At 72.4% G+C, this 17,717-nt stretch carries 17 protein-coding genes; 14 read left to right on the top strand and 3 right to left on the bottom strand.

Going from position 1 to position 17,717, the window contains the following annotated elements:
- Positions 1–18 precede the first annotated feature (18 nt).
- On the top strand, positions 19–828 hold the full coding sequence (pspM, locus tag AWC30_RS14250) for a phage shock envelope stress response protein PspM (RefSeq protein WP_109562082.1): 810 nt from the start codon (positions 19–21) through the stop codon (positions 826–828).
- A 21-nt stretch (positions 829–849) separates the two neighbouring features.
- Here the strand turns inward: pspM and AWC30_RS14245 are convergent, their stop codons facing one another.
- Complete coding sequence (locus AWC30_RS14245) at positions 850–1,287, bottom strand: limonene-1,2-epoxide hydrolase family protein (protein WP_085110879.1); 438 nt, start codon at positions 1,285–1,287, stop codon at positions 850–852.
- Between the two features lie 41 nt (positions 1,288–1,328).
- On the opposite strand from AWC30_RS14245, the gene AWC30_RS14240 reads away from it, so the two are divergent.
- From AWC30_RS14240 to AWC30_RS14215, 6 genes are all read left to right on the top strand, one after another.
- Positions 1,329–2,501 carry a glycosyltransferase gene (locus AWC30_RS14240; protein ID WP_085110878.1) on the top strand — a complete coding sequence of 391 codons (1,173 nt, stop codon included), beginning with the start codon at positions 1,329–1,331 and terminating at the stop codon, positions 2,499–2,501.
- A gap of 10 nt (positions 2,502–2,511) precedes the next feature.
- Positions 2,512–2,706, top strand: a complete 195-nt coding sequence (locus AWC30_RS14235; RefSeq protein WP_085110972.1) for a DUF3046 domain-containing protein — start codon at positions 2,512–2,514, stop codon at positions 2,704–2,706.
- A 199-nt stretch (positions 2,707–2,905) separates the two neighbouring features.
- On the top strand, positions 2,906–3,964 hold the full coding sequence (gene recA / locus AWC30_RS14230; protein ID WP_085110877.1) for a recombinase RecA: 1,059 nt from the start codon (positions 2,906–2,908) through the stop codon (positions 3,962–3,964).
- On the top strand, positions 3,933–4,445 hold the full coding sequence (recX, locus tag AWC30_RS14225; RefSeq protein WP_085110876.1) for a recombination regulator RecX: 513 nt from the start codon (positions 3,933–3,935) through the stop codon (positions 4,443–4,445). Before recA ends, recX begins: the two co-directional genes overlap by 32 nt.
- A gap of 57 nt (positions 4,446–4,502) precedes the next feature.
- Complete coding sequence (gene miaB / locus AWC30_RS14220) at positions 4,503–5,999, top strand: tRNA (N6-isopentenyl adenosine(37)-C2)-methylthiotransferase MiaB (RefSeq protein WP_085110875.1); 1,497 nt, start codon at positions 4,503–4,505, stop codon at positions 5,997–5,999.
- Complete coding sequence (locus AWC30_RS14215) at positions 5,996–6,595, top strand: Rv2732c family membrane protein (protein ID WP_085110874.1); 600 nt, start codon at positions 5,996–5,998, stop codon at positions 6,593–6,595. The genes miaB and AWC30_RS14215 overlap by 4 nt, the downstream gene beginning before the upstream one ends.
- Before the next feature lie 7 nt (positions 6,596–6,602).
- On the opposite strand, the gene AWC30_RS14210 is transcribed toward AWC30_RS14215, so the two are convergent.
- Positions 6,603–7,910 (bottom strand): DUF349 domain-containing protein, encoded by a 1,308-nt coding sequence (locus AWC30_RS14210; protein WP_085110873.1) that lies wholly within the window; start codon positions 7,908–7,910, stop codon positions 6,603–6,605.
- Between the two features lie 337 nt (positions 7,911–8,247).
- Between AWC30_RS14210 and AWC30_RS14205 the strand changes: the two genes are divergently transcribed.
- The 7 genes from AWC30_RS14205 to AWC30_RS14175 all read left to right on the top strand — a co-directional run bounded on the left by AWC30_RS14205 (position 8,248) and on the right by AWC30_RS14175 (position 16,789).
- Positions 8,248–9,168: a DMT family transporter gene (locus AWC30_RS14205; protein WP_085110872.1), complete on the top strand. Its 921-nt coding sequence runs from the start codon at positions 8,248–8,250 to the stop codon at positions 9,166–9,168.
- Positions 9,169–9,177: 9 nt separating this feature from the next.
- The gene (locus AWC30_RS14200) at positions 9,178–9,858 is read left to right on the top strand and encodes a class III extradiol ring-cleavage dioxygenase family protein (protein WP_085110871.1); all 681 of its coding nucleotides are present in this window, start codon (positions 9,178–9,180) and stop codon (positions 9,856–9,858) included.
- Complete coding sequence (miaA, locus tag AWC30_RS14195) at positions 9,855–10,799, top strand: tRNA (adenosine(37)-N6)-dimethylallyltransferase MiaA (RefSeq protein ID WP_085110870.1); 945 nt, start codon at positions 9,855–9,857, stop codon at positions 10,797–10,799. Before AWC30_RS14200 ends, miaA begins: the two co-directional genes overlap by 4 nt.
- A 4-nt stretch (positions 10,800–10,803) precedes the next feature.
- Positions 10,804–11,670, top strand: coding sequence for a diaminopimelate epimerase (gene dapF / locus AWC30_RS14190; RefSeq protein ID WP_085110869.1), 867 nt, complete (start codon positions 10,804–10,806; stop codon positions 11,668–11,670).
- A gap of 46 nt (positions 11,671–11,716) precedes the next feature.
- On the top strand, positions 11,717–13,147 hold the full coding sequence (gene hflX, locus AWC30_RS14185; protein WP_085110868.1) for a GTPase HflX: 1,431 nt from the start codon (positions 11,717–11,719) through the stop codon (positions 13,145–13,147).
- 107 nt (positions 13,148–13,254) lie between these two features.
- Positions 13,255–14,415 (top strand): acyl-CoA dehydrogenase family protein, encoded by a 1,161-nt coding sequence (locus AWC30_RS14180; protein ID WP_085110867.1) that lies wholly within the window; start codon positions 13,255–13,257, stop codon positions 14,413–14,415.
- 154 nt (positions 14,416–14,569) lie between these two features.
- The gene (locus AWC30_RS14175) at positions 14,570–16,789 is read left to right on the top strand and encodes an LGFP repeat-containing protein (protein WP_474623361.1); all 2,220 of its coding nucleotides are present in this window, start codon (positions 14,570–14,572) and stop codon (positions 16,787–16,789) included.
- Positions 16,790–16,809: 20 nt separating this feature from the next.
- Here AWC30_RS14175 and lexA read toward each other — a convergent pair whose 3' ends face one another.
- A complete protein-coding gene (gene lexA, locus AWC30_RS14170; RefSeq protein WP_085110865.1) occupies positions 16,810–17,514 on the bottom strand; it encodes a transcriptional repressor LexA in 705 nt (234 codons plus the stop codon).
- Positions 17,515–17,717 lie beyond the last annotated feature (203 nt).

Genomic DNA, 17,717 nt, shown 5'->3' with positions numbered 1-17,717 from the left:
GCAAGGATGGTGGCCGGATTGGCTCGGGGAGCGGGGCAGTGGCGGATGCTGCTGCGCCGCGGCGCCCACGGCGCGGTGACCCTGGTCGATCTGGCGATCCAGCGTTTCAACGCGGCCAACGAACCGCGCGCCCGGCTGCTGCGGCAACGCCGCCGCGCGCTGCGCTGGGGCCTGGCGGCGACCGGCGCCAGCCTGTTCTGGGCGCTGCTGACCGCGCTGCTGGCGTCGTGGGCCACCCCGGTGTGGGTGCTGATCATCACCAGCGTGATCGCCGCGGCCGCCGTCGTTCCGGCCACGCTGCTGCTGCTGCGCTACCGCTGGCTGCGGTCGGTGCCGTTGCCGGCGGCGCCGGTGGCCACCGCACGCCGGCTGCCGCCGCCCGGCTCGGCGGCCCGGTCGGCGATGTCGGCGCTCGCCGCCTCCGAACGCGGCCTGATCTCCCTGATCGGCGTGATCGAACGTGGAAACATGCTGCCGCGCACCGAGATCGAGGAACTCAAGGCGGTGGCCACCGATACCGCGGCGACCATGACCGCCACCGCCGACGAAGTGGTATCGATGGAGCGGGCGATGAACTTCACCCCGCAGTCACGGGATCATCTGGTCCCCACCATCAACGCGTTCACCGCGCAGCTCGGCGGCGGTGTCCGGCAGTACAACGCGATGGTGACCGCCGCCGCCCACCTGGTGTCCGCGGCCAACGGGGACAGCGCACACGCCGCCCCGATCGGCGGTCAGCGCTACCGCCGGGAACTGATCGGCGCCACCGACCGACTCCAGGGGTGGGCGCAGGCCTTCGACGAGATCGCCGCCGCCCGCCGCGCCTGAACCGGCCGGCCGGCGGCCGGTCTACAGACTGGGCTTGAGCGCAGGCACCACGGCGCCGGCCACCGCGCGCACGGTGGCCTTGACCATGTCGAGCGCGTCGAAGTAGTCGCGCCACAACGTGATCCGCCCGTCGTGCACCTCAAACACCCCGCACACCCAGAACTGCAGCCGCAGCGGCCCGATGACCAGCACATCGGTGCGCTCGTTGAGCACCACCGGCCCGTCGGCCGCGGTCCGGTGGGTCTTGACCTCGAAACCGACCCGACCGACCATGCGGCGCAGCAGCTTCACCACGGCACGACGGCCCCGGATAATCGGAAGCCCCACGTTCTGGTAGACGACGTCGTCGTCGAGGGTGCCGTCCAGCGCGTCGAAGTCCTGCGCCTGCAACGAGCTCAGCAGGGTCGCCACGGTGCGGATGTTCGGGTCCGCGCTCGGCGCGGCGATCGGTTCAGCCATGCTCCTCACACTAGGCCCCGACGCCGTGACAAGGTGAGCGGATGCGAGTCGTGGTGGTCGCCGGACCCGATCCCGGACACTCCTTTCCGGCGATCGCGCTGTGCCGCCGGCTCCTGGCCGCCGGCGACGAGCCCGTCCTGCTGACCGGGACGGCGTGGCTGGACACGGCGCGGGCCGCCGGCGTCGACGCCGCCGAACTGCTCGGCCTGGAGGTCACCGACGAGGACGACGACTCCGACGCCGGTGCCAAGATCCACCGGCGCGCCGCCCGGATGGCGGTGCTCAACGTGCCGCAGCTGCGGGCACTGGCGCCCGACCTGGTGGTCTCCGACGTCATCACCGCCTGCGGCGGCCTGGCCGCCGAACTGCTCGGCGTCCCGTGGGTGGAACTCAACCCGCATCCGCTGTACCGGCCCTCGCGGGGCCTGCCCCCGATCGGCAGCGGGCTGGCGGCGGGGGTCGGGCTGCGCGGCCGGGCGCGCGACGCGGTGCTGCGCGGCCTGACCGCGCGGTCCTGGCGGGCCGGGCTGCGTCAGCGGGCCGCGGCACGCCAAAGCATCGGTCTGCCCGCCCGCGACCCGGGGCCGCGGCGCCGGCTCATCGCCACCCTGCCCGCCCTGGAGGTGCCGCGCCCGGACTGGCCGGCGGAGGCCGTCGTGGTCGGCCCGCTGCACTTCGAACCGACCGACACCGTGCTGGCCGTGCCGGACGGCACCGGCCCGCTGGTGGTGGTCGCCCCGTCGACCGCGACCACCGGCACGGCCGGGCTGGCCGAGACCGCGCTGGCGGCGCTGCGTCCGGGTGCCGGGCTGCCCGCCGGAGCCCGGCTCGCGGTCTCCCGGCTGGCCGGCGACGACGTGGCCGCGCCGCCGTGGGCGGTGGTCGGGCTGGGACGTCAGGACGCGCTGTTGGCGGGGGCGGACGTGGCGATCTGCGGCGGCGGGCACGGCATGGTGGCCAAGGCGCTGCTGGCCGGGGTGCCGCTGGTGGTGGTGCCCGGCGGCGGCGACCAGTGGGAGATCGCCAACCGGGTGGTCCGGCAGGGCAGCGCCGAGTTGGTGCGCCCGCTCACCGCCGAATCGCTGACGGCCGCGGTCGGTGCGGTGCTCGCAGCCCCGCGCTACCGGGCGGCGGCCCGCCGGGCGGCCGCCGATGCCGACCGGGTCGCCGACCCGGTACAGGTCTGCCATGAGGCGCTGGCCCGCTCTGGGTAGCGTGGGCGGGGTGCGATTGACGGAGTTCCACGAGCTGGTGGCGGCCCGATTCGGTGCGGCCTACGGCTCCTCGGTGCTGGCCGACCACGTGCTCAGCGGGGTCGGCGGACGCACCGCGGCCGAGGCGATCGAGGCCGGGGTGGAGCCGCGCGCGGTCTGGCGGGCGCTGTGCTCGGACTTCGACGTCCCGCGTGATCAGTGGTGACCCCGCCCCGATTCTGAACGGCGAGCCCAACCGGTGCCGCGCGCCCGGCGTGTCACTCGCCAATCGAACACCCGTTCGTTTACGGTGGTGATGTTCGAGGCACAGCAGTCGGCCGACTTGTCGGACCCCGTCGCTAACGTCGCGGCCAATCGACCGGCACCGGTCACCACTGAACACCGGAAAGAACGGAGACACCCTCATGGCACAGGTTCCCGACCGCGAGAAGGCACTCGAACTGGCGCTCGCCCAGATCGAGAAGAGCCACGGGAAGGGCTCGGTGATGCGGCTGGGCGACGAGGTCCGCCAGCCGATCTCGGTCATCCCGACCGGGTCGATCGCCCTGGACGTCGCCCTGGGCATCGGCGGGCTGCCGCGCGGCCGCGTCATCGAGATCTACGGCCCGGAATCCTCCGGGAAGACCACCGTGGCACTGCATGCGGTGGCCAACGCCCAGGCGGCGGGCGGCATCGCGGCGTTCATCGACGCCGAGCACGCCCTGGACCCCGAATACGCCAAACGGCTCGGCGTGGACACCGATTCACTGCTGGTGTCCCAGCCCGACACTGGTGAGCAGGCCCTCGAGATCGCCGACATGCTGATCCGGTCCGGGGCGCTGGACATCCTGGTCATCGACTCGGTGGCCGCCCTGGTACCGCGCGCGGAGATCGAGGGCGAGATGGGCGACAGCCACGTCGGGTTGCAGGCCCGGCTGATGAGCCAGGCGATGCGGAAAATGACCGGCGCACTGAGCAACTCGGGCACCACCGCGGTGTTCATCAACCAGCTGCGGGAGAAGGTCGGGGTGATGTTCGGCAGCCCGGAGACCACCACCGGCGGCAAGGCGCTGAAGTTCTACTCCTCGGTGCGGCTGGACGTGCGGCGCATCGAGACACTCAAGGACGGCACCGACGCGGTGGGCAACCGCACCCGGGTCAAGGTGGTCAAGAACAAGGTGTCACCGCCGTTCAAGCAGGCCGAGTTCGACATCCTCTACGGCAAGGGCATCAGCCGGGAGGGCTCGCTGATCGACATGGGCGTCGACCACGGCTTCATCCGCAAATCCGGCTCCTGGTACACCTACGAGGGCGAGCAGCTGGGGCAGGGCAAAGAGAACGCCCGCACCTTCCTGCTGGAAAACGTCGACGTGGCCAACGAGATCGAGAAGAAGATCAAAGAGAAGCTCGGTATCGGTGCGGTGCTGACCGACGACGCCGACGGTCTGGCAGATGACGTCCTGCCCGCCCCCGTCGACTTCTGAGCGCGAGGAGCAGGCGCGGACGGTGTGTCTGCGCCTGCTCACCGCTCGCGCCCGCACCCGCGCCGAACTCGCCGGCCAGCTGGCCCGCCGCGGCTACCCCGACGACGTCGCAGGCCGGGTGCTCGACCGGCTCGCCTCCGCCGGGCTCATCGACGACGCCGCCTTCGCCGAGCAGTGGGTGCGGTCCCGGCACCGCTACGCCGGGCGCGGTAGGCGCGCGCTGGCCGCCGAATTGCGGCGCAAGGGCGTCGACGACGAGGTGGCCGCCGAGGCGCTCGGCGAGGTCGACGCCGCCGCCGAGCGGGTACGCGCCGAGGAACTGGTGCGCAAGCGGCTGCGCCGGGAGGATCTCGACGGTGATCGCACCAAGGTCGCGCGCCGGCTGGTGGCGATGCTGGCGCGGCGCGGCTACCACCAGACGATGGCCTACGACGTGGTACGCACCGCGATGACCGCCGAGCAGGACCGCCGCCGGGTCTGACCGGCCGCCCGGAAAACCCGGCGGGGCCGGTTTGCGGCACGGCCGTACCATGGGCGCGTGAGCTTGACGACCGAACGGGCACGCAGCTACCAGGTGCGCACCTACGGCTGCCAGATGAACGTGCACGACTCCGAACGGCTGGCCGGGCTGCTGGAACAGGCCGGCTACGTCCGCGCGCCCGACGGCGCCGACGCCGACGTGGTGGTGTTCAACACCTGCGCGGTCCGGGAGAACGCCGACAACAAGCTCTACGGCAACCTCAGTCACCTGGCGCCGCGCAAGAAACGCGACCCGGGCATGCAGATCGCGGTCGGCGGCTGCCTGGCGCAGAAGGACAAGGACGCGGTGCTGACGAAGGCGCCGTGGGTGGATGTGGTGTTCGGCACCCACAACATCGGCTCGCTGCCGGTCCTGCTGGAGCGCTCGCGGCACAACAACGAGGCCCAGGTCGAGATCCTCGAATCACTCAAGGAGTTCCCCTCGTCGCTGCCGGCCGCCCGCGAATCGGCCTACGCCGCCTGGGTGTCGATCTCGGTGGGCTGCAACAACTCCTGCACGTTCTGCATCGTCCCGTCGCTGCGCGGCAAGGAGGTCGACCGCAGCCCCGAGGACATCCTCGCCGAGGTGGCGGCGTTGGCCGCCGAAGGGGTGCTCGAGATCACCCTGCTGGGCCAGAACGTCAACGCCTACGGGGTGTCGTTCGCCGACCCGACGCTGCCGCGCAACCGGGGCGCCTTCGCCGAACTGCTACGCGCCTGCGGCACCGTCGACGGCCTCGAGCGGGTCCGGTTCACCTCGCCGCACCCGGCGGAGTTCACCGACGACGTCATCGACGCGATGGCCGCCACCCCCAACGTGTGCCCGACCCTGCACATGCCGCTGCAATCCGGCTCCGACACCGTCCTGCGGGCCATGCGCCGCTCCTACCGCGCCGAGAAGTTCCTCGGCATCCTCGACCGGGTCCGGGCCGCCATGCCCGAGGCGGCCATCACCACCGACCTCATCGTCGGCTTCCCGGGCGAGACCGAGGACGACTTCGCCGCCACCCTCGACGTCGTGCGCCGGGCGCGGTTCTCCTCGGCGTTCACCTTCCAGTACTCGCCGCGGCCGGGCACCCCGGCCGCCGAACTGCCCGACCAGGTGCCCAAGGCGGTGGTACAGGAGCGCTACGACCGGCTGATCGCGGTGCAGGAGCAGATCTCCTGGGAGGAGAACCTCAACCAGGTCGGCAACCGCGTCGAGGTGCTGGTGGCCACTGGCGAGGGCCGCAAGGACGCGCAGACCGCACGGATGAGCGGGCGCGCCCGCGACGGCCGGCTGGTGCACTTCCAGCCCGGGGACCGCCCGGTGCGGCCCGGCGACATCGTGACCACCGAGATCACCGGTGCCGCCCCGCACCACCTACTCGCCGACGACCCGGTGCTCGACCACCGGCGCACCCGCGCCGGCGACGCCCACGAGGCCGGCCGCCGGCCCCGCGGGGTGGGCCTGGGCATGCCGACCCTGGGCGTGAAACCGATGCCCGCCGCGACGACCCCTGGATGTGCTCGATGAACCGCCCACCCGACGACGACGCGTTCAACGCCTACCGCGCCGACCTGGAGAAGGTGGAGCGCCGGCTGGCCCGCCAGATCGAGCCGGGCGGTCGCGCCCTGGTCGTCTCGATCCTGGTCTTCGTGCTTCTGGCGTCGTTCATCCTGCCGCACACCGGCGAGGTGCGCGGATGGGATCTGTTGTTCGGCTCGGAGAGCACCGTCGCCGCCGGGGTGACCCTGCCGATCCGGGTGTTCGCCTGGCTGGCCCTGGTGTTCGGGGTCGGCTTCTCGACGCTGGCGTTGCTGACCCGTCGCTGGGCGGTGGCCTGGATCGCGTTGGCCGGGTCGGCCACCGCCGCGGTGATCGGATTGCTCGCGGTCTGGTCCCGCCAGACCGCCGCGGCCGGGCAGCCGGGCCCGGGGATCGGGCTGATCATCGCCTGGTTCGCCCTGATCGTGCTGACCTTCCACTGGGCGCGGGTGGTGTGGACCCGCACCGTGGTGCAGTTGGCCGCCGAGGAGGAACGCCGGCGCGCCGCCGCCGATCAGCAGACCAGGAAACTCCTCGACGATCTGCCCGAGCCGCCGGAACAGAACGGCGAGCCGCCGCGCTGAGCGACGGTCAGGCCCGGCGCTGCACCGCAGCGGCCGCCGCTTCGGCCCACTGCCGCCACTGCGCGGCGCTCTCCCGGGCCTGAGCCGCGTCCTTGGCCCGCCCGGCCGCCTCGGCCTTGTGCGCCTGCTGTTCGAACTGTTCGGCGCGGACCCGGAACTGGTCGGCGCGAGCCTGCGCCTCCGGGTCGACCCGGTCGGCGTCGGCCGCGTCGCGCACCCGCTTTTCCACCGCACGCAGCCGCCGCTCCAGCTCCGGTTCCTGATCGCGCGGCGCCTTGCCGATCGCATCCCACTTGTCCACGATCGAGCGCAGCGCGGCCCGGGCGGCGGACAAATTCGCCGGGTCGAGCTTCTCGGCCTGCGCCAACAGCGTCTCCTTGGCGGTCGCGTTGCCCTGCAGGGCCGCGTCCCGCTCGGCGGAGGCCGCCTTGCGGGCGCCGAAGAAGACGTCCTGGGCAGCCTTGAACCGGGCCCACAGCGCGTCGTCGACGTCGCGGGCGGCCCGGCCGGCCGCCTTCCACTCGGTCAGCAGGGCACGGAACGCCTTGGTGGTGCCGGCCCAGTCGGTGGACTCGCTGAGCTGTTCGGCGCGCACGCACAGCCGCTCCTTGGCCTCGCGCGCGGTGGCCCGGTCCCGGTCCAACTCGGCGAAGTGCGCGCCCCGGCGCCGGTTGAAGCCGTCCCGGGCCGCCGAATACCGCTTCCACAACGCGTCGTCGGTGCGCCGATCCAAACCCCGGATCGTGCGCCACTCGGCGAGGATCTCGCGCAGCCGGTCCCCGGCCGCCTTCCACTGGGTGGCGTTGGCGGCCAACTCTTCGGCCTCGGCGGCCAGCGCCTCCTTGCGGGCGGTGGCCGCGGCGCGCTGCTCGTCCCGCTCGGCGCGGTCGGCGGCGGCCGCCGCGTCGGCCCGCTCGACGATCACCGCCAGTCGGGCGGCCACCGCGTCGACGTCGCCGAGTACGGCCGCGGTGGACAGTGTGCCGGCCAGCGCCTCGGCGGAGGCCTTGATCTTGCGCGGGTCCCCGGAGCCGGCCGCCAGCCGCTCCTCCATCAGGGCCACCTCGGTGCTCAGGTCGTCGAAACGGCGGCCGAAGTGGGCGAACGCGGCGTCCGGCTCACCGGCCTGCCAGGACCCGATGACCCGTTCCCCGGCCGAACTGATCAGCCAGACGGTGCCGTCGTCGTCGACCCGGCCGAACCGGCGCGGGTCGGCGGTCGGCACCACCATCGCGGGCGGTACGACCGGGCCGGGTTTGGGTCCGGGCCGCGGGGCCGGCTTGGGGGCACGGTTGTCGGGCTCGTGGGTCGTCATCGGTACCGCCACCTACTCTCCGGCGGGCATCGCCCGCACCGCTGCCGCGCGTCGCGGCGCCTGTACTCCGTCGCGGGGAGTTCTCCCCATCGGGTATTCAAGCAGCTTGCCATCGAATCCGCCGCCACCTGAGCCACCCCGGGCCGACGGAGTGGGGGATCGCGGGTTGATCGCCGGGTTGATCGCAGTCTCGGCGCGGTCGGGGAGGTATCGTTGCGCACCGAGACTTTGACCGTGTTCGGCGGGGAGCGCGCCGGCAATCGTGATGTTGTCCCACCCGGGGGTGTGTTCGCTTCGCCGCGGGTTGGCCGGTGACGTCGGCTGAGGAGACCAGTGAATGCAGCCTGAAGCGATCATCGCTGCGGCACTCGCGCTCTGCGCGGCGCTGGCCTCGGCGGTCGGCGACGTCATCCGGCAGCGCTCGGCCCAGGAGATCACCGACAAGCCCGATGTCGGGCACCTGGAGTTGTTCCGCATGTCGCTGCGTGACCTGCGGTTCTGGGGTGGGGGGATCGCCGCGGTCGCCAATTACGGACTGCAGGCGGCCGCGCTGGTGGTGGGGTCGGTGATGCTGGTCACCGGCCTGCAGGTGACCGCACTGCTGTTCGCGTTGCCGATCTACGCGCGGATCACCAAGCAGGCGGTGAGCCGCGCGGAGTGGCTGTGGGCCGCGGTGCTGGCCGCCGCGCTGGCGGTGGTGGTCATCGTCGGCGACCCGACACCCGGGCGCGACCGCGCCTCCGGGTCGGTGTGGCTGGTCGTCGCGCTGGTCATGATCCCGCTACTGGTGGTGTGCGTGGTGATGGCGCGTCGCCACGCCGGCACCCCGACGGCCGCGGTGCTGCTCGCGGTCGTCGCCGGGGCGTCGCTGGCGATGTTCGCGGTGCTCACCAAGAGCATCGTCGCGGTCGCCCACGACGGCTTCTGGGCGGTGCTGACCGCACCGGAGCTGGTGCCGTGGCTGGCCGCCACCCTCACCGGGATGATCTTCCAGCAGTCGGCGTTCCGGGCCGGCGCGCTGACCGCCTCGATGCCCACGATCACGGTGGCCAAACCGCTGGTGGCGACGGTGCTGGGCATCCTGGTACTCGGTGAGCACCTGCAGGCCGGCGGCGTCGAGGACGTCGCGGTCGCGGTGAGCCTGGTCCTGGTGATCGTGGCCACCGCCAAGCTCGCCCGCGGTGAGGCCGCCACGATCGCCGCCAGCGCCGGGGGCCGCGACACCGCACTGCCCGCCGGGGCGCGGCCGGAGCGGTAGCGTGCCGCCGTGTTAGCCGGTGTCGCGATCATCCCCAGCGCGCCGCTGCTGGTTCCCGATCTGGTGGGCGCCGCCGCCGACGAGGACGCCGAGCTGACCGCCGCCGCCCTGGAGGCGGCCGCCCGGCTGCCGGACTCCTGGCTGGTGCTCGGCGCCGGGGCACACGACCGGGTGGTGCCCGCCGGCGCGTGCGGCACCTTCGCCGGTTACGGCGTCGACCTGCCGGTCCGGCTGGCACCCGGCACGCCGGCCGCCCCGCCCACGACGCTGCCGCTGTGCGCACTGATCGCCGGGTGGGTGCGCGGCCGGGTCCGCCCCGAGGCCGGCGCCGAAGTGCACGTGTTCGGCGCGGACCCGGTCGCCGCGCACACCGCGGGCCGGCGGCTGCGCGGCCGCATCGACTCCGCCGGCCGGCCGATGGGGGTGCTGGTGGTCGCCGACGGCGCCACCACCTTGACCGCCGGTGCACCCGGGGGACACCGCCCGGCAGACGCCGCGGACCAGCGGCGCCTGGACGCGGCGCTGGCCGGGGGCGAACCGGCCGCCCTGGCCGGGCTGCCGGAGACGATCGGCGGGCGGGCGGCGTTCGCGGCGCTGGGCGGGCTGGCCGACCCGCCGCGCTGCGTCACCGAGCTGTACCGCGGCGCGCCCTACGGGGTGGGCTACTTCGTCGGATTCTGGGCCCCGTGACCGCCGCGGACCGGCGCCCGCTGGCGATCGTCGGACCGACCGGAACCGGCAAATCCGACCTCGCCCTCGACCTCGGCGACCGGCTGCGGCAGCTCGGCGTCGCCGCCGAGATCGTCAACGCCGACGCCATGCAGCTCTACCGCGGCATGAACATCGGCACCGCCAAGGTCCCGGCCGCCCAGCGCCGCGGCCTACCTCATCACCAGCTCGACGTGCTGTCGGTGACCGAGACCGCCACCGTCGCGGCCTACCAGGCAGCGGCCGGTGCCGACATCGCCGCGATCCGCTCACGCGGCGCGGTGCCGATCCTGGTCGGCGGGTCGATGCTCTACATCCAGGCGCTGCTCGACGACTGGGCCTTCCCCGCGACCGACCCGGCGGTCCGGGCCCGATACGAGGCGCGGCTGGCCCAGATCGGCGCGACCGGTCTGCACGAGGAACTGGCCGCCACCGATCCGGCCGCCGCGGCCGCCATCCTGCCCAGCGACGGCAGACGGATCGTGCGTGCGCTGGAGGTGGTGGAGCTGACCGGCCGGCCCTTCGCGGCGTCCGCGCCGCGCATCGGCGCACCCCGATGGGAGACGATGATCATCGGAATAGACTGTGACACAGCGCTTCTGGATGAACGCCTGGAACTGCGCACCGACCTCATGTTCGAGGCGGGCCTCGTCGAGGAGGTCGCCGGACTGCTCGAGGTCGGCCTGCGGGACGGGGTGACCGCCGCCCGGGCGCTGGGCTACGCGCAGGTGATCGCCGCGCTCGACGCCGGCGGCGGCAGCCGGGAGTTACAGACCGCCCGGGAACGCACCTTCATCGGCACCCGCCGCTACGCCCGCAGGCAACGGTCCTGGTTCCGCCGCGACCACCGCATCCACTGGCTGGATGCCACCGCGCCCGACCTGCTCGACGCGGCGCTGGCCGCCTGGCGGTCCGTATCCTGAACGGGTGAGATTCACCAAGGGGCACGGCACCGAGAACGACTTCGTGCTGCTGCCCGACCTCGACGCCGCGCGGGTGCTGACACCGGCCGCGGTGACCGCGCTGTGCGACCGACGCCGCGGACTGGGCGCCGACGGGGTGCTGCGGGTCGCCACCGCCGCCGCGGTGCGCGCCGCCGGGGTCATCGACCGGCTGCCCGACGGGGTGGCCGCCGACGACTGGTACATGGACTACCGCAACGCCGACGGCTCGATCGCCCAGATGTGCGGTAACGGCGTGCGGGTGTTCGCGCACTACCTGCGCGCCGCCGGGCTCGAGCATCGCGACGAGTTCGTCGTCGGCTCACTCGCCGGGCCGCGCCCGGTACGGGTGCACCACGTCGACCCACTGCACGCCGAGGTCACCGTCGAGATGGGCAAGGCCGTCGGGTTCGGCACCGGCAGCGCGGTGGTCGGCGGGCGCCGCTTCGACGGCATCGCGGTCGACGTCGGCAACCCGCACCTGGCCTGCGTGGACACCACCCTCAGTGAGCAGGAGCTGGCCCGGCTGGACGTGGCCGCCCCGGTCGAGTTCGACCCGGCCCTCTTCCCCGATGGGGTGAACGTGGAGGTCCTCACCGCCCCGGCCGGCGGCGCGGTGTCGATGCGGGTCCACGAGCGTGGGGTGGGGGAGACCCGCTCCTGCGGCACCGGCACCGTCGCCGCCGCGCTCGCCGCCCTGGCCGCCGCCGACACCGACACCGGCGAGCTGCGGGTCCGGGTCCCCGGCGGGACGGTGACGGTCACGATCACCGCGGCCACCAGCTACCTGCGCGGCCCTTCGGTGCTGGTCGCCGAGGGTGAGGTCGCGGAGGACTGGTGGGCCGAGCAGTAAATCGGATGCGCGATTGCGCCCCGGCGGGCATCATCGGAGGCCGACCATGACCAGTGACACCCCCTTCCGCCCCGCCGTGCCCAGCACCGGCGAACTCGACCTCGACGACCGTGCCGCGTTGCGCCGGGTGGCCGGGCTGTCCACCGAACTCGACGACGTCTCCGAGGTCGAGTACCGCCAACTGCGCCTGGAACGGGTCGTGCTGGTGGGCGTCTGGACCGAGGGCGCGGCCGCCGACGCCGACGCCAGCCTGGCCGAGTTGGCGGCGCTGGCCGAGACGGCCGGCTCCGAGGTGCTCGACGGGCTCATCCAGCGCCGCGACAAACCGGACCCGGCCACCTACATCGGGGAGGGTAAGGCCGCCGAGTTGCGGGAGGTGGTGTTGGCGACCGGAGCCGACACCGTGATCTGCGACGGCGAGCTCTCACCCGCGCAGCTCACCGCGCTGGAAAAAGCGGTGCGGGTCAAGGTGATCGACCGCACCGCGCTGATCCTGGACATCTTCGCCCAGCACGCCACCAGCCGGGAGGGCAAAGCCCAGGTGGCGTTGGCGCAGATGGAGTACATGCTGCCGCGGCTGCGCGGCTGGGGCGAGTCGATGTCGCGGCAGGCCGGTGGCCGCGCCGGCGGCAGCGGCGGCGGTGTCGGGCTGCGCGGGCCCGGTGAGACCAAGATCGAAACCGACCGGCGCCGCATCCGCGAGCGGATGGCCAAACTGCGCCGCGACATCAAGGCGATGAAACAGGTCCGCGACACCAAGCGGCGCCGTCGCCTGGACAGCGATGTGCCGGCGATCGCGATCGTCGGCTACACCAACGCCGGCAAATCCAGCCTGCTCAACGCGCTGACCGGGGCCGGCGTGCTGGTCCAGGATGCACTGTTCGCGACGCTGGACCCGACCACCCGGCGCGGCTACTTCGACCCGGAGGCCGAAGAGGGGCCGTTCGTCCTCACCGACACGGTCGGCTTCGTCCGGCACCTGCCCACCCAGCTGGTCGAGGCGTTCCGCTCCACTCTGGAGGAGGTGGCCGACGCCGACCTGCTGGTGCACGTGCTCGACGGCGCGGACGCGACCCCGCTCGCCCAGGTCGAGGCGGTCCGATCGGTGCTGCGCGATGTGCTCGCCGACCGCACCGGACCGCCGGTGCCGGAACTGTTGGTGGTCAACAAGATCGATGCCGCCGACGAGCTGGCGTTGACTCAGCTGCGCCGCGCACTGCCGGAGGCCGTGTTCGTCTCGGCGCGCACCGGCGCGGGCCTCCCGGAACTGCGCGCGGCGATGAGCCGGCTGGTGGAGCGTCGCGACACCGCGGTGGACGTCACCATCCCGTACCACCGCGGGGACCTGGTGGCCCGGCTGCACGAGGAGGGCCGGGTGGAGACCACCGTGCACGACGAGGGCGGCACCCGGATGCGGGCCCGGGTACCGGCGGCGCTGGCCGCCGCATTGGAGGGGTTCGCGACACCGCGGTCGTGACCCGGCCCCGCCGCCCGGCGCCGGGAGTGGTCCCCGCCGGTGCCCAACCATCCGGTTGGTCTATCCTCGTCGCAACGTCTTGAACCAACTTCTCCCGGAGGTCCCCGATGGGCAGTGCCGTCAAATTCCAGCGCACCCTCTTCGAGTCCGAGCACGAGCTGTTCCGCGAGTCCTACCGCGCGTTCCTCGACCGGCACGTCGCCCCGCACCACGAGGAGTGGGAGCAGGCCAAGATCGTCGACCGCGGCGTCTGGCTCGAGGCCGGCAAGCAGGGCTTCCTGGGCATGGCGGTGCCGGAGGAGTACGGCGGCGGCGGCAACCCCGACTTCCGCTACAACACGATCATCACCGAGGAGACCACCCGCGGTCGCTACAGCGGCATCGGGTTCTCGCTGCACAACGACGTCACCGCGCCCTACCTGCTACGGCTGGCCAACGAGGAGCAGAAGCAGCGCTGGCTGCCCAAGTTCTGCACCGGCGAGCTGATCACCGCGATCGCGATGACCGAGCCCGGCACCGGCAGCGATCTGCAAGGCATCAAGACCCGCGCGGTCCGCGACGGCGACCACTACATCCTCAACGGCGCCAAGACCTTCATCACCAACGGCATCCACGCCGACCTGGTGATCGTGGTCGCCCAGACCGACCCGGACAAGGGCGCGCAGGGCTTCTCCCTGCTGGTCGTCGAGCGCGGCATGGCGGGCTTCGAACGGGGCCGCCACCTCGACAAGATCGGCATGGACGCCCAGGACACCGCCGAACTGTCCTTCACCGACGTGCGCGTGCCGGTGGAGAACCTGCTCGGTGAGGAGGGGATGGGCTTCATCTACCTGGTGCAGAACCTGCCCCAGGAGCGAATCTCGATCGCGATCATGGCCGCCGCCGCGATGGAACAGGTGCTGGAGGACACCATCACCTACACCAAGGAGCGCAAGGCGTTCGGCAAACCGATCGGCAGCTTCCAGAACAGCCGGTTCCTGCTCGCCGAACTGGCCACCGAAGCCACCGTGGTCCGGATGATGGTCGACGAGTTCCTCCGCCTGCACCTCGACGAGAAGCTCACCGTCGAGCAGGCCGCGATGGCCAAGTGGTATTCCACCGAGAAGCAGGTCCATCTGATCGACCGCTGCCTGCAGCTTTACGGCGGCTACGGCTACATGCGCGAGTACCCGGTCGCCCGGGCGTTCCTGGATTCGCGGGTGCAGACCATCTACGGCGGCACCACCGAGATCATGAAGGAGATCATCGGGCGCAGCCTGGGCGTGTGATCGCACGCAACACCGCGATCGTGCATCGATTCGACATCAGGTTGATGTCCATTTCCGCATCGGAGATGCGATTGGTTCGCAATTCGCGCCCGGTTCACGCCATGATGACCCCTGCGACGGTTACACGTGTGACAGCGACAGGCCGGGAGGCTGGGTGAGTAGGCAGCGAAGTCAGATGGGCAAGTGGGTGCGCGGCGCGGCGCTGGCTGTGGTGGCCGCCGCCACGGCCGCGTCGTACGCGCTGCTGGCCCCGGCGGCGGGCGCGTCCCCGGAGACCGACGCGCACGACGCGATCACCGCGGCCTGGGACGCCGCCGGCGGCAACGACTCGCGGCTCGGCGCGCCGCAGGGCGACGTCTATCCGGTCGGTGCCGGCTTCGCCGCGGACTACACCGGCGGCAAGATCTTCTTCACCCCGGCCACCGGGGCCCGGGCGATGTACGGGCCGATCCTGGACACCTATGAGTCACTGGGCGGCCCCGCCGGCAGCGACCTGGGCTTTCCCGACATGGACCAGACACCCGGGCTGGCCGGGCCGGAAGCCCAATTCATCTCGTTCTCGGCCACCGACAACCCACTGATCTTCTTCACCCCCGAACACGGTGCATATGTGGTGCGCGGCCCGATCAACGCCGCCTGGGACACCCTGAACAGTTCCTCGGGCCCGCTGGGTCCGCCCGCCGGAGCCGAGACCTTCGACGGCGACACCGTCACGCAGAAGTTCGCCAACGGCGAGGTCGGCTGGAACCGCAAGACCAGGGCCTACACCACCACGCCGCCGGAGTTGGCGGCACAGCTGGCCGACCTGCAGGTCGACGTCACCCCCGAGGACGCCATCAACGCCGCGTGGCGCGCGACCGGCGGCGCCGGCGGTCCGCTGGGCGCCAGGCAGGGCGAGCAGGAACCGATCGGCGACGACGGGCTGGTCCAGGGCTACGCCGGCGGCAAGATCTTCTACAGCCCGACCACCGGCGCGAACGCCGTCGAGGGCGCGATCTTGGAGAAGTACGACTCGCTGGGCGGCCCGCAGGGCAGCGACCTGGGCTTCCCGACCGAGAACCCGACCGACACCGGCGACGATGCGCAGGTCAGCCCGTTCGCCGCGGCCGACCAGCCGGTCATCTACTGGAGTTCCGAACACGGCGCGTTCGTGGTCCGCGGTGCGATGAAGGCCGCCTGGGACAAACTCGGCGGCGCCGGCGGTGACCTCGGCGCCCCGGTCGGCGACCAGAGCGCCGACGGCGACCTGATCTCCCAGGAGTTCAGCGGCGGCACCATCTCGTGGAACCAGGCCGAGAACAGCTTCACCACCGACCCGGCCAGCCTGGGCGGCGCCCTGTCCGGCCTGCAGATCCCGGGGGTCGGCGCCGCCAACGCCCCGACCACCGGCTCCGGTCAGGGCATCGGTTGGCACTGGTGGTGGCTGCCGGTGAGCCTCGGCGTGCTGGTGCTGGCGGGCCTGCTGGCCTGGCTGGCCTGGTGGGGCCGTCGCCGCCGCGCCGAGGAGGAAATCACCCGCCGCGCCCGCAACACCGGCCGCCGCGCCGGTGCCCGCCGGGAGACGGCCGAACCGCAGCCGTGGGCGCCCGAACTCGACGAGCACGAGGCCCTCGACGGGGGCGGCCCCCGCGAGGTCTTCTACGACCTGGATGAGTCCGGCACCGAGGAGTTCGCCGAATCCGGGATGCCGTCGCGGGTGGCTTGGGCGCACCGCTCGGGCGAGGACGAGGCCGGCGACGACCGGGGCGGCGAGATCGGAGGCTACGGCGAGGACCACGGCCGCGAGGCGTTCGACTACGACCCGTTCGCCGACCCCGAGCGGACCCATCGGGACGGTGGCGCCTACGGCGACGACTTCGCCGCCGAGGAATCCGACGAGGATCCTGACGACGTCGACACCGCCCCCACCCGGATCCCGGCCGAAGCCGAACTGGGCGGCGGCCGGCACTCCGCCGTTGAACCGTCGGACGCCGCCGAGGAGTCCTACCGGGTACCCGGTGGCGCGTTCGTCATCCACGAGGCCGCCCACGACCACCCCGGCCAGGACGACCTGCGGCACGACGACGCCCGGTACCAGGACGCCGATCCGCGCGGTCACGGGTCTTACGGCGACCAGGCGGCAGGCGGCCCCGCGGCAGGCGGGGACCAGGCAGGCGGGGACCAGGCCGGCGACGACCAGGCCGGTGCGCACCCGGCGATCCACCTGCCGCTGAGCGACCCCTACCAGGCACCGGCCGGGTACCCGATCAAGGCCAACACCGTTTCCGGGCTCTACTACACGCCGGACAACGCGCTGTACCACGACACACTGGCTGAGGTGTGGTTCGCCACCGAGGCCGTCGCGCAGGCCAACGGCTTCCTCAGGGCGGAGTAGCCCGCGGCGTCGGCGCCGCCTCAGATCTTGCGGATGACGGTGACGACCTTGCCGAGGATGGCGGCGTCGTTGCCCGGGATCGGGTCGAAGGCCGGGTTGTGCGGCATCAGCCACACCTGCCCGGCGGCGCGCTTGAACGTCTTGACGGTGGCCTCGCCGTCGATCATCGCCGCGACGATGTCGCCGTTGTCGGCGACGTTCTGCTGGCGCACCACCACCCAGTCGCCGTCGCAGATCGCCGCATCGACCATCGACTCGCCGACGACCTTCAGCAGGAACAGCGCGCCGTCGCCGACCAGTTCGCGGGGGAGCGGGAACACGTCCTCGACCGCCTCCTCGGCCAGGATCGGTCCGCCCGCGGCGATCCGGCCGAGCACCGGCACGAACATCGGTTCCGGCAGCGCATCGGAACCGGCCACCTCGGTGGCCGGCCGGGACCGCTGCGCCTCGTCGACCCCGCGCACGTCCACCGCCCGCGGCCGGTTCGGGTCGCGCCGCAGGTAGCCTTTGCGCTCCAGCGTGCGCAATTGGTGGGCCACCGATGACGTCGAGGTCAGCCCCACCGCGTCCCCGATCTCGCGGATGCTGGGCGGGTAGCCGCGTTCGGTCACCGAAGCGCGGATCACCTCCAGGATGGTGCGCTGCCGGTCGGTCAATCCGGTTGCCGAACCGCGTCCGCGGCCGGCGGTCTCGGTGGGGCGGTCGGTGCCGGTGCTGTCGCTCATAACCTCCGAATCTAGCCCCAACCCGCCCAACTTTCAAACAGGTGTTCGAGGTGTGTCGAACGACGGCGTTCGATCAGGTGTTCTACAACGGTTCAATAACGTGTTCGAATTCTGTCGTCCCGGTGTTCTAACATCGAACGTACAAGCGAATCGTCTCCGAGAGGACACCTCATGACCGTCATCGACCACCGCCCCGCATCCAC

The sequence above is a fragment of the Mycolicibacillus trivialis genome (assembly GCF_002102395.1).
GTDB lineage: Bacteria > Actinomycetota > Actinomycetes > Mycobacteriales > Mycobacteriaceae > Mycobacterium > Mycobacterium triviale.
The sequence above is the reverse complement of the archived record's forward strand: the minus strand, read 5'-3'. Positions and strand labels throughout refer to the sequence as shown.

Coding starts and splice junctions, on each gene's coding strand:
- recX (WP_085110876.1), top strand. CDS start 3,933: ATGACGTCCTGCCCGCCCCCGTCGACTTCTGAGCGCGAGGAGCAGGCG.
- hflX (WP_085110868.1), top strand. CDS start 11,717: ATGACCAGTGACACCCCCTTCCGCCCCGCCGTGCCCAGCACCGGCGAA.
- AWC30_RS14240 (WP_085110878.1), top strand. CDS start 1,329: ATGCGAGTCGTGGTGGTCGCCGGACCCGATCCCGGACACTCCTTTCCG.
- AWC30_RS14180 (WP_085110867.1), top strand. CDS start 13,255: ATGGGCAGTGCCGTCAAATTCCAGCGCACCCTCTTCGAGTCCGAGCAC.
- AWC30_RS14210 (WP_085110873.1), bottom strand. CDS start 7,910: ATGACGACCCACGAGCCCGACAACCGTGCCCCCAAGCCGGCCCCGCGG.
- recA (WP_085110877.1), top strand. CDS start 2,906: ATGGCACAGGTTCCCGACCGCGAGAAGGCACTCGAACTGGCGCTCGCC.
- lexA (WP_085110865.1), bottom strand. CDS start 17,514: ATGAGCGACAGCACCGGCACCGACCGCCCCACCGAGACCGCCGGCCGC.
- AWC30_RS14215 (WP_085110874.1), top strand. CDS start 5,996: ATGAACCGCCCACCCGACGACGACGCGTTCAACGCCTACCGCGCCGAC.
- AWC30_RS14205 (WP_085110872.1), top strand. CDS start 8,248: ATGCAGCCTGAAGCGATCATCGCTGCGGCACTCGCGCTCTGCGCGGCG.
- AWC30_RS14245 (WP_085110879.1), bottom strand. CDS start 1,287: ATGGCTGAACCGATCGCCGCGCCGAGCGCGGACCCGAACATCCGCACC.